Origin of the sequence: Desulfamplus magnetovallimortis, assembly GCF_900170035.1 — a bacterium.
Classification (GTDB): Bacteria; Desulfobacterota; Desulfobacteria; order Desulfobacterales; family Desulfobacteraceae; genus Desulfamplus; species Desulfamplus magnetovallimortis.
Window position 1 is genome coordinate 108,907 of record NZ_LT828541.1, and the last position, 15,206, is coordinate 124,112.

The following is a 15,206-nucleotide window of genomic DNA, read 5'->3' on the forward strand; positions in this document are numbered from 1 at the left end:
TTGATGCAAACAAAAGCCAATCAAATTTAAAGAAGGAATTGATTTTTAATAACTTGCCCATTCATATCACCTCCAGCCACCTCTTACAGGCTTACGATGGGGAGCTTGGGTAAGTTAATTAAACCCAATTACAAACATGGTATTGACTTTGTGGATGCTCAAAAACTTTGGAACGATATGAATCTGCTTGAAATACCAGCAAAAACAGTAGATGAACCTCGTTTTTTAGTTATTGGAATTATTGAAGAAAAATATTGGTCAGGTGTAATCACATACCGACATAAACGCATTAGAATTATTTCCGTACGCCGTTCAAGAAAAGAAGAGGTTGATTTATATGAAAGCTAATGAGTTTGAAAATAAATTTGATGAAGGGGAATCAGTACTGGATGCTTTGGACTTATCCAGTGCAAAAAGAAGCCTTCTGACCAGTAAACGTGTGAATGTTAGTTTTCCAGTCTGGATGATCAAGCTAATTGATAAAGAAGCCCATCGCGTAGGTGTAAGTCGTCAATCCATTATAAAAATGTGGCTTGCAGAACGCCTTGAAAAAAGTCAAACACAAACTACGGCTTCTTCAAGTTTAAACTGACGGGATATTTTTCAGAAATTTCAAAGGTTCGATGTGTTTTATATCCGACAATTAAACCTTGAAAGAACACTACACTCAATCTTCTGTAGAGTTGAGTACACCCTCTTTAAATGGATCTCGCCTCTCCAGATCTAAATGTGCTTTTCTCAATCTTAATCGCCTAATTAACCGGCCACCCCAAACCACGAAAACAAGCTTTTTCACGCTAAAAAAGCAATAAATAACACTAACTATGCACTCAGATAAAAAGACAACCTCCAATATTGCAAAGACAACACAAAACCACTCAGCTACTTATGTATTTGATATTGTGAACAAACTTGTTTCAAGAGGATTCAAGGCTTACATTGCAGGCGGTGCTGTAAGGGATATGCTGCTTGAAAATCCCTCAAGGGATTATGACATTGTCACCAATGCACCAATAGACATCATACCTGATATTTTCAAGGGAAAAACCGTCAAAAAAGTAGGAAAAAGTTTTCTTGTATCTATAATTGATGGAGTTGAAGTGGCATCATGCAGGTCAGGTGCAGAAAACGTGCAAAGTGAATCTGAAAAAGGGCACTATTACACTGAACAGCAGGATTACTCTAACAAAAGTAATTTTATGTCATTTCCGGAGTGTGATTTTATGTCATTTCCGGAGTGTGATCTTGCCCACAGGGATTTCACCATAAACAGCATGGCTTTTGACCCCCTTGCAGAGAAACTGATTGACCCCTTTGGAGGCAAAAATGATCTGATAAAAAAAATCATCAGGTTTACAGGAGATCCCTGCAAACGCATTGAAGAAGATCCTCTGAGAATGGTTCGGGCATGCAGGTTTGTATGCTCAATCAAGGGGGGCCTTGCATCATCAACCTTTCGGGCTATCATGAAACACAAAGACTTATTAAAGGAACACACCGCATTTGAAAGAGTCAGGGCGGAAATCATGAAAGCCATGTCCCACGAAAAGCCATCTATCTTTTTCAGAACACTTCTTGATACAGGAATGCTTGAAATAATTATGCCATCTCTTCACAGATGCGTTGAACTTGACGGAGGCCCCCACCACGGAGAGACAGTATTTGAACACTGCATGATGACAGGAGATTCTCTATCTCCCAGAAAACCACTTCTGAGACTTGCCGGATACCTTCACGATGTGGGCAAATACGATGCAGCAACCATAAAGGATGGCGAACTGACATTTGCCGGCCATGAAAAGATGGCAGAAGAAGTAACATCTGACCTTAAAAAGCTTCGGTTCAGTTGCCGTGAGATAAGCTATATAGATGCTGTAATAAAAACACATATGCGTCCCCTTAAAGAAGATACAACAGCAAAAGCTGTGCGAAGACTTCTTGCATTTCTAAATAGACACGGAGTCAAATGGAAAACATTTCTTCAGATGAGGATTGCTGACAAATCGGCCAATCTTGCCAAGGCACCATATATGCCTGAAGATATAAAACTGAGAGTTTCTAAAATCAGGCAGGAACTTTACAGGCAGGATAACATTGCTTTTAGCATTAAAGATCTTGCAATAAACGGCAACGATGTCATGCAAACCTTAAATATCAAACCAGGTAAAGCTGTGGGGGAAATCATGGATACTTTGTTGGAAAAAGTTCTTGAAAATCCTGAAATCAATACACCTCAAGACCTCAAAAAAATACTTATGAGTTTCAAGCACAAAGATTAATACTACAAGGACAATACCGGAGCAAGGGCTTAGGACACCACCAAGAGAAACATGGAGAGGAGGGTAAAACATTATGAATGAAAAAAAATATGTAATAACCATGCTTGTGGAAAACGAGCCAGGTGTAACAGCACGAATCACAGGACTTTTTGCAGGCCGTGGCTATAACATTGAGACCATATGTGGAGCTCCCACAGCAGATCCTGAACTCTCCAGAATAACCATTACAACTGTGGCAGCACCTGCCCAATTTGACCAGTGCATGAAACAGATCCAGAGATTGACCAATGTAATAAAACTTCGGGACATGACCGGAGAAGAGGCAGTAAAAAGGGAGATGGCTCTTATTTGCGTAAATGCCGAACCGGAACAGAGAAACCTTATCCTTGAAAGAGTGGAGCCCTATCGCGGCAAAATAATTGACATTGGTTCAAAGACCTTGACCATGGAAGTTACCGGCAAAGAGAACGAAATTGACGAACTTCTGGTACAACTATTACCATTCGGAATTGTGAAACTTGCACGTTCAGGAGTACTTGCGTTATACAGGGAAAACTGATGGCTCTTAAAAAAAATTCCCGATAATCATTTTAATTTCTCAAAATCGACATCTGATTGCGTTTTCAGAAGTTCTTGCATTTGTATGAATCAAGATAACCAGGATTGATAGGATGTTCAGGATAGATAATCCTGCCTTATCCTGTTAATTTTGGTAATCCTGATTCAGACACTGTTGACAAGGCTTATAAGATCATAGGTCTCAACTTTGAGAAATAACAAGGCTAAAGAGATCTCTTGGCCCCACCCTCATGGCTTTTTTAGGTAAAATTTGGCATCATATCTTTTTGATCTATCCTTAACAGGTTCTAAATGTTTTAATATGTGCCTTTACTACAATTGCAAGAAAGATAACTGAAGCAGCTCATTTTTTTGATTTAACATGCATCCATTTGTACTCGACCTTTTCAAGCATTGCTTTAAGCTCTTCTACACTCATCTCTTTTAATTCATCACTTAAAGGAACCGAAAGTCCAAGGATCTCATGGAAAAGACGAATTTTACCTATAACTTCACCTTTACCAACACCAATTTTTTCACCTTCAAGTCTTGCTGATTCAATTCCTGAATAATAATCCCTTTTCCACTTCATATGTGCTTCATAGGCATCAAGAAGGGCTTCATCACGGGTGAATGCCTCATATTTTTCATGGGCCTTACTTATCTGGGGATTCTCTTTAAGCAAAATTTTCATGGCTTCATCTCCTTCTGTTTTACCCTCATTTTTCAAATAATAGAGCCATTGCTCCAACTGCTTTTCCTTATTATAATTTCCAAGCCCTGGAAGTTCAAGGAAATGCAACACAAGATGATCTGTAAGGTAAAGCTCCGGATCCCTGCATTCCCTGAGCATAAAACCTAAATGATACCTGCCTGTCTCTCTGAAAAGTTCAAAATCAAGTAAAAGACTTTTATGCTCTTCTTTACCAAATAGGTATTTTATGAAAATGTCTGATGTTGGTTTTACATATATCATTGTTAACCTTTTTCTCTTAAGCCAGAACCATGATTTTTATGATTAAAGGATTTACCGTTATCAAAAAACCACGTAATACCCTCTGCCGTTCCAATCCCCTTCTCCCTGCAGAAATTAAGAGAGTTATCGGTAAATCCACCGGTGGATAAAAATGCCGGTAGAATACTTTTAATTTTATTTTTATTTTGTGCTTCATAAAAAACACACTTTTCCTGAAAATCCTGCAAAGCCTTTATTCCAATTTTTTCCTTTCTCTTTTTCACTTCAACCAGCACAACCCTTCCGCAATCCGATTCTGCCAGTACATCTATCTCCATCTCTTTGCCATCCGGCCTGTGAAACTTCACACGCTGCTTTACATTAATGATATTCAGTTCCACGTTTTTCTCATCATCTGATAGGCCATCAAAATATACAGAGAGAGGAAATCTCTTGCGGCTTCTGAAGTCCGTTGCAAGCTGGTATTCGGCAAATTTTCCCACCAGATTGTTAAGTTTTCCCCGGAGCGCCTTTTTATCCTTTTGAAGCTGATCCAGCTCTTCATTGAAATCCTTTTTCAAATCCGGCTCAAAGTTACTGATCTCTTTTTCAAAGCGATTCCGGAGGATGAGATAAAGGGTGCCGTCCTGAAGCCCCTTGAAATCAATATCTGAAATCCCTTCGGTGAGAAGATCTGCCTTTACAAGGATACGCAGTTTTTCCTGTATCTCATTGGGGGTAATATCCATTTCCAAGGTCTCTTTCAGCTCCTTTGGTGTCCAGTAGCGATCAGCATGTTTACTCATGTGCAGCAGAATGGTCTTTGCATGGATGTCGTTGACTCGCTGGAGGGTCAGCTCAATATATTCGCCCCAGGTCATGGACATCTCAGACCTTCGATCTGAAATCTCGAAGTTGACGGTATTGACCACTCCCTGACGGGTGGTGAGATCTTTGCCCTCAAATTCGCTCTCCATGACGCAGGATATAAAAAAAGGATCAGACTGACAGAGCTGATTGATCTGGGTTGCAGTTTCGTTTGTTATAGGCTCTTCATAATACTCGGCATATTTGAACACAGCCTGCAATCCCTCTTCCGGGGTGAGATAGGGATTCATAAAAAAACGTTTCAGGCGACCAGCTTCGAGATATTTATCCAGAATACCCACAAGCCATCCAACATAGGAGCCGGTAACAAGCATGGGAGCTATCTTGGATTCCGATACTCCGTGGAAACTGCCGGCTATGGTTTCGTCTTTTCCGGTTTCACAGGCTTTATCCCGATAGATATATTCGGTGAGATTCTGAAATTCATCAATAATGACAAGAAATCTGTGATCAAGTGCTGCTGCAAATCGTTCCGGTGCTGTATAGGCGAGTTCCCAAATTCGACCATAAAAGCGATCTTCTTTTGCTCTCATAATAATATTCACATCATTTACAATGTAAGTGTGTGATTTTGATTTTCCCCAGGTTTTAATTGCTTGTAAATCCATGGGCATCGTAACAAGAGGCTCTTTCCTTTCCAGAAATGAGATATATTGGGATGCAAATGAACAGTAGTATTGTATGGCAAAGTCAGGGAACCATTTTTTCTCCTCACCTATCTCAAAAAAAAGAGGGATCACCTTGCCGTTTTCGCTCCATAACTGATTAAAAAGCCTTTGAATAAAGGCGGTTTTGCCGCTCTTACGGCGGGCAAGGATCACCCGTGATTTTGAAAGCCGCTTGGGAATACGCTCAATCCATTTATGAAATAGGGCAAACTCCTTTTCACGCCCTGTCAAAAGTTCGGGCTCACCGATTCGTTCAGGTAACGGGTATCTCATGGGTTGACTCCTTAAAACATAAAAATGGACATCTTATTGCATTTTCAGCAGTGCTTGCATTTGTCTGAATCAGGATAACCAGGATGGATAGGATGTTCAGGATAGATAATCTTCTCAAAATCGACATCTTATTGCTTTTTCAGAAGTTATTGAAGTTGTCTGAACCAGGATAACCAGGATGGATAGGATGCTCAGGATAGATAATCCTGCCTTATCTTGTTAATCTTGGGAATCCTGATTCAGACAGTGTTGACAAGGCTTACAAGATCATAGGTGTCGACTTTGAGTAATCTTGCCTTATCCTGTTAATACTGTACATCCTGAAAATCCCTGCATCTACAGATGCAGGGCAATGATTATTTTTCCTGCCAGACAGGATTTCGTTTTTCAAAAAAAGCTGCAACCCCCTCCTTTGCGTCATCTGTGGAGCAAAGCCTTGCAAATGCTTCATTCATAAAATCAAACTGGCTTGTGTAGGGAAGATCTTCAGATGCATAGAATGCACTTTTGGCAATCTGGACAGCAATGGGGCTTTTTACAGCAAGCTCCTTTGCCCACTTCATGGTTTCATCTTCAAGCTGATCTTTGGGGACAATTTTATTTATAAGCCCCATATCAAGAGCCTCCTGAGCCTTGATAAGCCTGCCATACAGCAAAAGTTCCAGTGCCTTTTTCCTGCCAACTGAACGCGCCACCGGAATCACAGGCCCGACACAGTTAAGGCCGACATTAATTGCGGTAAGCCCCATTTTTACATTTTCCGCTGCAATTACAATATCAGCCGAAGCAACAAGCCCCATTCCATTTGCAGCAGCCACCCCCTGCACCTGTGCAATAACAGGCTTTTTCATCCTGGAAATTTCCACAAGGGGCTTTTCCATTCGCTCAATCCATCGGCGATACTCAATTGTGGATTTGCCGGCAAGTTCGTTCACATCAATGCCGGCGCAAAATGCCTTGCCTTCACCCTTTAAAACAATAACCCTGACAGCAGGATCATTTTCAAATGCCATTAATGCACTGTACAATTCATCTGCCATTTCTGTGCTGAATGTATTGAGATGATCAGGTCGATTTAAACAAATGACGCCAATATTGTCTGACTGGTTATCCACCAGAATGGTTTGATACTGCATCGTGTAAACTCCTTTTATTTTTGTTATAACGTACATGGCTGATCACCGCCACAATCGAAGAGATGAAAGTCGTTTTAAAAACAGGCTGTTACCGCGACTTTCATATAAACTTACATGGCGGATGCCCACCACAACCAAAGGGAACAAAGTTCTTTAAAAACAGGTAATTACGGAGTTTTCATTTAAAAAGGGCTCAGGATAATCTGATCACTTTGGTTCCGGGAATTCTGTCATGCCAGCCTCCGGAGCCTGAGAAAAATGAAAAAATCTCAAATGGAATAAACCTGCATAAACTCCTCCCCAAAGCCTTTCCAAAAGAGAGGTTCTCTCCATCAACAGTTACCGCTTTTGTTTTAGTTATCAATTTGCCAAATGTTCTGCCCCAGAAAAATTCCAGTATAAGATAATAAAAAAAGAAAATTAAATAAAAGAAACCGGCTTCATTAATCTGAAACATGACTATAAATAAGACACTGATAGCTATACATGCCACAATATCGAGACAGTAGTTCAAAAATCTGTCCCCCTTTGAAGCCAATGGTGCATTATCCCAGGCATCAGTAGTATGAATCTCCTCAAATGTTACATTTCTATAATTTTTTCCAGAACTATCCCTGGCACTATTTCCGGTTTGCAACCGCGAGTTAAGGTTATCATTGTTGTGTGCATTGGAAGATTGGCGATTCTGAGCAACATTGATTTGTTGCTTTTTTTGAAACATATCAGCAGAGTTTCCATCCATTTTTGCTGATCTGTCCACACTTCTTGTTTTAACAATATAGGCGCAGTTAATGCACACATCAGAGTCTAACTGTTCAAACCTGCATACGGGACATACCATCTTATCAGCTTGTGGATTGCCTTTTTGTGGATTAGCAGTTTTTTCCTGCATTGGCTGAGGATTTCCTGCCTGCGGGTCATGTCTGTTTCTAATTGCGGATTCATCAAGGTCAAGGTCAAAAGTTTCACGACTCTTTTGATTGCCATTGCCATATAGATTATCAGTAACCATATAGGTCTCCTTATTTTGAATGGATTACAGATTATTAACTCAAAATCGACACCTTATTGCTTTCCCGGTAGTTATTGAACTTGTCTGAATCAGGATAACCAGGATGAAAAAGATGTTCAGGATAGATAATCCTGACTTATCTTGTTAATCCTGGGCATCCTGATTCAGACAGTATTAACAAGGCTGAAAAGATCATAGATCTCAATTTTGAGTATTAACGTTTACCATCACTCATCAACCGTTACCACCATCTTAAGTAGCGCAACATAGCGCCACCAAGACATCTATTTTCTCATATATTAAGCTATTAATTTATTGCGTTACACACTCTAATACAAAAATCAAGCCTTACCTTCTATCTCCATATCACAAAAATAAAATTGCACGGCAGATAAAACCTGTGACTGGCACAAAAATTGATCATTTAAAGGTGGATAGACAAATAAAGGGAGATAGACAAATACCCTTACCATGAAAATGACTATTATTTTTATATTTGGGGATGGCCGAAATTAGGCTATGAGTGTTTACCATTAAAATGACTATCATTTTTATATTTAGGGATGATTAATACACAACCTTGAGTGTTTAGAGTCAAAATAGATACAAAATTTAACATTTGGAGATGACTGCATCCAAGCCATCTCCGTTTAACCCTTCTGTGAAACCTTAAAGGAGGAATCATGAAGATCAATCGACGCAATTTTTTCAAGGTCATGGGTGCGACAGCAGTTTCAGGCAGTTCGCTTGCAGCTCTTCCATCCGACCTTACAGCCTGGGAATCAAAGGCTCCGCCTGATCCCTATGGATGTCTTGTGGATCTCACCAGGTGTGTTGGATGCCGCAAATGCGAAGAGGCATGCAGCCAAGTAAACGGCCTTCCGGCACCGGAACGTGCCAATTGCCAATGTACAATCTTTGAGAAGAAAAGAAGACCAGATGACAAGGCATTTACAGTTGTAAACCGCTATTTTACCGGCAAACTGGACAATTTTGACAAACCCCTTCCAACCTATGCAAAGGTTCAATGCATGCATTGCCAGGATCCTGCCTGTGTATCTGCCTGCATTGTAGGAGCTCTTACCAAGGATGAAACCGGAAGCGTAAGATACGATGTCTCCAAATGCATTGGTTGCAGATACTGTATGGTGGCCTGCCCCTTTGAAATTCCGGCCTATGAGTACCATGATCCCATAACTCCAAGGGTAATGAAATGCACCTTCTGTTATGACAGGATTTCCAAGGATGGCGGAGTTCCTGGATGTGCAACCATCTGTCCCACAGAAGCCATTACATTTGGCAAAAGAGCCGATCTTTTAAGAGTTGCCCACAAAAGACTTGATGAGAATCCTGGCAAATATATCAACCATGTTTACGGAGAAAAGGAGGCTGGCGGTACATCGTGGCTATACATATCATCTGTTCCCTTTGAAGATGTAAATCTTCCTGCCCTTCCGGACAACCCCTCTCCAAAACTTTCCGAAACCATACAACACTCTCTTTTCAGCTATCTCTGGTCGCCCATTGTGCTTTTCAGTACCCTTGGTGCTCTCATGTACAAATCAAACAAGAGTAATCCAGAAAATTCCAACGGAAAAAGAGGTACTTTAGAAGAAAAAAATATAACCAAAGGAGGTGCCTGATGAGCCATAAAGCCGCACCTTTAAACAAAAAATTCTGGACACCTGGCGTTCTTGTAATGGTGGCATTCATGATTGCAGGCGGTATTGCCATTCTGGCAAGATTCACAGGTGGCATAGGCTATGTTGCAAATCTGAGCAACGCCAGACCATGGGGATTGTGGGTGGGAGTTGATGTTGCAACCGGTGTTGCCCTTGCTGCCGGAGGTTTTACCACTGCGGCACTTGCACATATTCTTGGAAAACACTTTTATGAACCTGTGACCCGGCCCGCACTTCTTACAGCACTTCTGGGCTACACATTTGTTGTTCTGGGGCTTCTTGTGGATATTGGCCGTTCCTGGGCAATCTGGAAGCCAATGTTTAACTGGAATACAAATTCCGTACTCTTTGAAGTTGCCATGTGTGTAATGGTATATCTGCATGTACTCTATATTGAATTTATTCCAATTGTTGCAGAGCAGTTCAAGGACAGGGTAAACCTGCCCGGGCCTCTCTCCATTTTCAACGCTCTTGTCAATCTTCTACTGAAAATGGCTGATGCCATTCTTGATAAAATAATGTGGATATTTGTAATACTTGGAGTTGTTCTCTCCTGTATGCATCAGTCAAGCCTTGGCTCTCTTATGCTTATTGCCCCCACAAAAATTCATCCATTGTGGTACACCCCGATACTCCCTTTGCTGTTTCTCACATCTGCATTTGCTGTTGGATATCCCATGGTGGTTTTTGAAACAACCATTGTCACATCCTCCTTTAATATTGATTCAGAGATGGAGGTTCTTTCCCCTTTAACAAAAATCACAACATTTCTTCTTGGAATCTACATGTTTCTTAAAATCGGGGACATGCTCATCAGAGGCACATATGTTTATCTCTTTGATGGGACATATCAGACAAATTCCTTTATTGTGGAGATGCTTATTGGTGTCATAATACCCTGGGGAATGCTTCTCTTTGAAAAGGTAAGAAGATCAAGAAAAGCTCTTTTTACAGCAGCCACAATGATTGTTGGAGGTGTTGCTCTTAACCGAATCAATGTATTCATAGTAGCCTATAAACCACCATTGAGCGAAGGTGGCTATTTTCCTGCACCAGGAGAAATTCTGGTGACTCTGGGTCTTATTGCAACACTTATGTTTATCTATAGAGTCATTGTCACCTACCTGCCTGTTCTGCAGGCACCCAAGGAGGTATCCTCATGATAAAAAAAATTGTTTACTTCACAGCTCTTATGCTTGTGACAGCCTTGATGCCAATGCATCTTTCCATCCATAAGGCATCTGCTGCATGGACAGCTCCTGATCAGGAAGATGCAAAAAAAAGGGCAAAAGAAGTGGTTCCTTTCATCAAAGAATATAAGGATGAACATAAAACCGCCAGAAAAATATCTCTTATGGATGCAGGAGTATCAATTAATGATGTAAAGGATGTCTATTTTCTTCTGGACAGCCCCATCATAAAAGAGCGTGAAGATCACTACGAACCTGTAAGATTTGCACATAAACGTCATGCAGCTCTTACCAAAGATTGCAGCAAATGCCACCACCTGCGGCCAAAAGATGAAAAAGAGCTTGAAACAACAAGGTGTTCGGCTTGTCACCAGGACTCTTTCAACTCTGAACATCCTGAAAGAATCGGCCTTAAAGCTGCCTATCACCAGCAGTGTATTGAGTGCCACAGAACTGAAGCCAAGGGCCCTGTTGACTGTAAAGGATGCCATCTGCAAAATGTACCTGACCACAAAAATCTTGTGAAACTGCCTGACAATGCAGATGTATTTCAGGTTACGGCAGAGTGTCTCAGATGCCACGATGCCCAGGCAAACGATATGCTAACAACAGCCCACTGGCTGTGGCGGGGTCCATCTCCCTACACAACAGGCCACAGAAAAGATATCATGCATGGCAAGGGCACAACTGCCCTTAACAATTACTGAATCAGCCCAATCAGCAACGAGGCTCGTTGCACAAGCTGTCATGCAGGATATGGTTGGAAAGATCAGAACTTTGATTTTACAGATAAAGGAAAAATGGATTGCCTTGTATGCCATGACACAACCGGCAAATACAAAAAAGACCCTCCGGCAGCAGGAATGCCGGAAAAAGATGTTGATCTGAAACTTGTTGCAGAAAATGTAGGGCACTCAAGCAGGGCAACCTGCGGTGCATGTCACTTTAATGGTGGCGGAGGTGATGCCATAAAACATGCTGATATGTCAAGGCAGCTTCTTGAACCAGACAGAAACTGTGATGTCCACATGGGAGGATATGACTTTTCTTGCACCGAGTGCCATAAAACCAGAAATCACAAAATCAGCGGCAGAAGCTCATCTGTACCTGTTGCAGAAGGAGAGGTAACCTGCCAGCAGTGCCACTCGGAAGAGCCTCACTACTGCGGAAGCCTTCTGGATCATCACCTGAACAAACATGCAAAAACCCTTGACTGCAATGTGTGTCACTCACCTGTATTTGCCAAGTGCAAAGCAACCAAGACATGGTGGGACTGGTCAAAAGCCGGAGACAAGAATCGTAAACCCAAAAAAGACAAATACGGCCAACCTGACTATGACTGGAAAAAAGGGGAGTTCAAGTGGGAAGAGTCTGCTGTTCCATCATATGCATGGGACTCGGGCTACATGAACCGCGTACTCATAGGAGACAAGGTTAACATCAACGCTGCTGTAATTAATCTGACAGAACCTGTCGGCTCTATCAAAGATCCAGCATCCAAAATAACACCTTTTAAGATCATGAAAGGTGTGCAGGCAGTTGACACTGACAACAACTACATCATTGTGCCCCATCTCTTCCCCCGCGACAAGGAGGACAAAACAGCATACTGGAAAAACCTTGACTGGGAAAAAGCCTTTGAAGACGGCATGAAAAGCGTTGGCCTTGCATACAGCGGTGCATACAGATGGAAGGAGACCTGGATGTACTGGCGCTTAGAGCATGAAGTTATGCCCGCTGATATGGCTCTTTCATGTGTTCAGTGCCACGACAGTCTGAAAGGTGAAAAGACCTGCAACCGCTGTCACCAGGACAACCGTGATGTTGATTTTAAAAATATTGCCCACAAGGGAACTGACTTTTCATTCATGAAATCCCAGGGAAGGGATGTGGAACATCTGATTGAAAAGACAGATTATATAAACTTCAAGGCCCTTGGCTATAAAGGGGACCCCATCATCCACGGTGGCCGTTTCAAAAAATTGCCTATGGGATATAAAGATCAATAAACTGACTTTACCATGGGAATAGATACATTACTTCCATGATCGGGAGTGGCGAAAAATCCGCCATGTCCGTTTACCTTAAAAATGGGCAGATGTCATAGATCTACATTGCGCCCATTCCCGTTTAACTCTCCAATTAACACTCTTGCCCCTCTCCACTGCCATGAAGAGGGGCAAAAAGTGATATTGTAACAAAAGAAATTACAATCAGTTAAGCCACTTCCCTGCCATTCTTGCTCGTAAATAGAGCCTAATACCCGTTTGCTGAATGCTTTCTTTTGGATTGTCGCAGCCCCAAATGTAATCGAAGAGCGCATGCCATAACCGTCTTCTCTAACTTTTTCCAATTGAACATTCATATTTTCCTCATGCCAACTTTGTATATTATTGGCTTACTCAAAGTCGACACCTATGATCTTGTAAGCCTTGTCAACACTGTCTGAATCAGGATTCCCAAGATTAACAAGATAAGGCAGGATTATCTATCCTGAGCATCCTATCCATCCTGGTTATCCTGGTTCAGACAACTGCAATAACTTCTGAAAAAGCAATAAGATGTCGATTTTGAGGGCTTAACATGATGTCCGCAATTTTATATAAGGATCAAACCCAAACATAAAAACATTGAAAAAATGAAGACTTAAGTGTAAACGAGATACAGCTCCGTGAGCCTGAAAGGCCGTTATGATCCCCTCGCATTCGCAAATTTATTGCACAGCATGGGGCACCGGTTCTGTCGAGGATGCCATTGTTAAGTCCATAGTTTTAGCAACCATTGAGACAATAGAAATTAAAATTCATGAGAATAGTATTTAGGTTATGAATATCGAATTGGCGCATATAATGCTTTTTGTAAGCTTTTTCTGCTGCATTTCTCTTTGTATCTATAGTTTAAAATATAAATTCACTCACTTGAATTTTATTTTTTCACTTTTTACAGCAGCAGCCGCTATTTATACACTTGGTTATGCATTTGAGTTGATGAGTGTAAACCTCGAAACCATGCTTTTCTGGTCTAAAATTCAATATATAGGGATACCTTTTTTGCCAGGATTATTAATAGCCTTTACCTTATGCTATACAGGCTATGAAAATAAAGTAACTAATTTTGGGTATTTAATATTTTTTGTTATTCCTGTTATTTCATTTATTGCCAGATGGTCAAATCAGTATCATCATCTTTTTTATAAAAATACTGCCGTTTTTAATTCTCATCTGGGGCCTATGTTGAGTTTTGAGCCAGGTATTTTTTATTTCATAAACATTATATATCTCGTCTTTGCACTGAGCTATTGTACAGTTGTATTTATCAATTACTTTCTAAAAACAGCATTTGTGTATCGAATGCAGTCATTATTAATCATAGCTTCATTGACTATTCAGTGGTTTACCTTGATAATTTATTTGAGTGGAACCTGTCCAAAATATTTTGATATCAACCCCTATATGTTTACAATTAGTGCAATCCTTTATGCATTTTCCATCTACCGTTTTTCACTTTTTAATATTATTCCTGTTGCGCGAGAAGTTATATTTGATGAAATGAATGATGCAATAATTATTATTAATCCTGAGATGCAACTCATTGATTTTAATAAACGCTGTGCTTCATTATTTAATGAAATTAACGATAAGGCTATAGGAAAAAATATTGAGCAAATTTTTGTTTCTCGACCAAAAATAATAAATAGTATTAATAATATTTCTGTTGCAGAGGTTGAGGTCATCATAGAAAATGGTACTGACAGGCTCTTTTTAGAACTATCATTCAAATCTATAAAAACAGTAAATAAAAGCAGTGCTTGCACAATTATTACATTTCATAATATTACTGAAAAGCGGATTTTAATGCAAAAGCTTGAAAAATTAGCTACTGTCGATCCTTTGACCGGAGTGATTAACAGGCGACAGCTTGAGATTCAGGCTGATATTGAAATGAAACGTTCTATCAGAATGAATACCCCACTTTCTGTTTTGATGTTTGATATTGATCATTTCAAAAATGTAAACGATACTTGGGGGCATCAGTGCGGGGATCAGGTATTGAAGCAATTCGTTGTAACTATTTTGGCTAATATACGTGAAATAGACTGCTTCGGAAGATTCGGAGGTGAAGAATTTATAATGATAATGCCAGAATCAAACCGTAACGTTGCAACAGCCATTGCTGAAAGGCTGCGCAAGATCGTTGAAAAAACGACTCTGAATATAGACGGAAATATGACCAGCATAACCGTTAGTATAGGTATCTCAGGAAGATGGAATAATGAAAACATTTCAATGGATTCACTTATTAAATATGCGGATAATGCTTTGTATGCTGCAAAGCAGAATGGACGCAACAGAGTTGAGATTGCTGAATTAACCCTGATGTAAAAAAAAACATCGTGATGAAAATTGCAATAAAGATTCATATAATACAATACTTCTGACAGTTTTTATGAGCACTTGTTTTTATTGAACCAAAACACTTAGCCATCCCATATTTCAATAAAACTTCTGGCATACATACTTGAAACAGGGCATAATTAAGAGCATTTAAAAAACCCTTCTTATCTG

13 protein-coding genes are annotated in these 15,206 nt (G+C 40.4%); 8 read left to right on the forward strand and 5 right to left on the reverse strand.

The window, feature by feature from the left end:
- Nucleotides 1–105: 105 nt before the first annotated feature.
- From MTBBW1_RS04805 to ilvN, 4 genes are all read left to right on the forward strand, one after another.
- Nucleotides 106–348, forward strand: a complete 243-nt coding sequence (locus MTBBW1_RS04805) for a BrnT family toxin (RefSeq protein WP_245809263.1) — start codon at nucleotides 106–108, stop codon at nucleotides 346–348.
- The gene (gene brnA / locus MTBBW1_RS04810; RefSeq protein ID WP_080800000.1) at nucleotides 338–592 is read left to right on the forward strand and encodes a type II toxin-antitoxin system BrnA family antitoxin; all 255 of its coding nucleotides are present in this window, start codon (nucleotides 338–340) and stop codon (nucleotides 590–592) included. The genes MTBBW1_RS04805 and brnA overlap by 11 nt, the downstream gene beginning before the upstream one ends.
- 232 nt (nucleotides 593–824) lie before the next feature.
- On the forward strand, nucleotides 825–2,279 hold the full coding sequence (locus MTBBW1_RS04815; protein ID WP_080800003.1) for a CCA tRNA nucleotidyltransferase: 1,455 nt from the start codon (nucleotides 825–827) through the stop codon (nucleotides 2,277–2,279).
- Between the two features lie 73 nt (nucleotides 2,280–2,352).
- Nucleotides 2,353–2,838, forward strand: coding sequence for an acetolactate synthase small subunit (ilvN, locus tag MTBBW1_RS04820; RefSeq protein WP_080800006.1), 486 nt, complete (start codon nucleotides 2,353–2,355; stop codon nucleotides 2,836–2,838).
- Nucleotides 2,839–3,201: 363 nt separating this feature from the next.
- On the opposite strand, the gene MTBBW1_RS04825 is transcribed toward ilvN, so the two are convergent.
- The 4 genes from MTBBW1_RS04825 to MTBBW1_RS04840 all read right to left on the reverse strand — a co-directional run bounded on the left by MTBBW1_RS04825 (nucleotide 3,202) and on the right by MTBBW1_RS04840 (nucleotide 7,769).
- Nucleotides 3,202–3,813 carry a PD-(D/E)XK nuclease family transposase gene (locus MTBBW1_RS04825; RefSeq protein WP_080800009.1) on the reverse strand — a complete coding sequence of 204 codons (612 nt, stop codon included), beginning with the start codon at nucleotides 3,811–3,813 and terminating at the stop codon, nucleotides 3,202–3,204.
- Between the two features lie 2 nt (nucleotides 3,814–3,815).
- Entirely contained in the window at nucleotides 3,816–5,621 is a 1,806-nt protein-coding gene (locus MTBBW1_RS04830; protein WP_080800012.1) for a PDDEXK family nuclease, read from the reverse strand.
- Nucleotides 5,622–5,977: 356 nt separating this feature from the next.
- Nucleotides 5,978–6,757 carry an enoyl-CoA hydratase/isomerase family protein gene (locus tag MTBBW1_RS04835; RefSeq protein WP_080800015.1) on the reverse strand — a complete coding sequence of 260 codons (780 nt, stop codon included), beginning with the start codon at nucleotides 6,755–6,757 and terminating at the stop codon, nucleotides 5,978–5,980.
- Nucleotides 6,758–6,950: 193 nt separating this feature from the next.
- A complete protein-coding gene (locus MTBBW1_RS04840; protein ID WP_080800018.1) occupies nucleotides 6,951–7,769 on the reverse strand; it encodes an RDD family protein in 819 nt (272 codons plus the stop codon).
- A gap of 683 nt (nucleotides 7,770–8,452) precedes the next feature.
- On the opposite strand from MTBBW1_RS04840, the gene hybA reads away from it, so the two are divergent.
- From hybA to MTBBW1_RS04855, 3 genes are read left to right on the forward strand one after another with little or no spacing between them, the layout of a single operon-like run.
- Complete coding sequence (gene hybA / locus MTBBW1_RS04845) at nucleotides 8,453–9,412, forward strand: hydrogenase 2 operon protein HybA (RefSeq protein WP_080800021.1); 960 nt, start codon at nucleotides 8,453–8,455, stop codon at nucleotides 9,410–9,412.
- The gene (gene nrfD / locus MTBBW1_RS04850) at nucleotides 9,412–10,614 is read left to right on the forward strand and encodes an NrfD/PsrC family molybdoenzyme membrane anchor subunit (RefSeq protein ID WP_080800025.1); all 1,203 of its coding nucleotides are present in this window, start codon (nucleotides 9,412–9,414) and stop codon (nucleotides 10,612–10,614) included. Before hybA ends, nrfD begins: the two co-directional genes overlap by 1 nt.
- A gap of 29 nt (nucleotides 10,615–10,643) precedes the next feature.
- The gene (locus MTBBW1_RS04855) at nucleotides 10,644–12,650 is read left to right on the forward strand and encodes a tetrathionate reductase family octaheme c-type cytochrome (protein ID WP_342743882.1); all 2,007 of its coding nucleotides are present in this window, start codon (nucleotides 10,644–10,646) and stop codon (nucleotides 12,648–12,650) included.
- Between the two features lie 92 nt (nucleotides 12,651–12,742).
- Here MTBBW1_RS04855 and MTBBW1_RS04860 read toward each other — a convergent pair whose 3' ends face one another.
- Nucleotides 12,743–13,006, reverse strand: coding sequence for a hypothetical protein (locus MTBBW1_RS04860; protein ID WP_080800028.1), 264 nt, complete (start codon nucleotides 13,004–13,006; stop codon nucleotides 12,743–12,745).
- 460 nt (nucleotides 13,007–13,466) lie between these two features.
- On the opposite strand from MTBBW1_RS04860, the gene MTBBW1_RS04865 reads away from it, so the two are divergent.
- Complete coding sequence (locus tag MTBBW1_RS04865; protein ID WP_080800030.1) at nucleotides 13,467–15,023, forward strand: histidine kinase N-terminal 7TM domain-containing diguanylate cyclase; 1,557 nt, start codon at nucleotides 13,467–13,469, stop codon at nucleotides 15,021–15,023.
- Nucleotides 15,024–15,206: the final 183 nt, after the last annotated feature.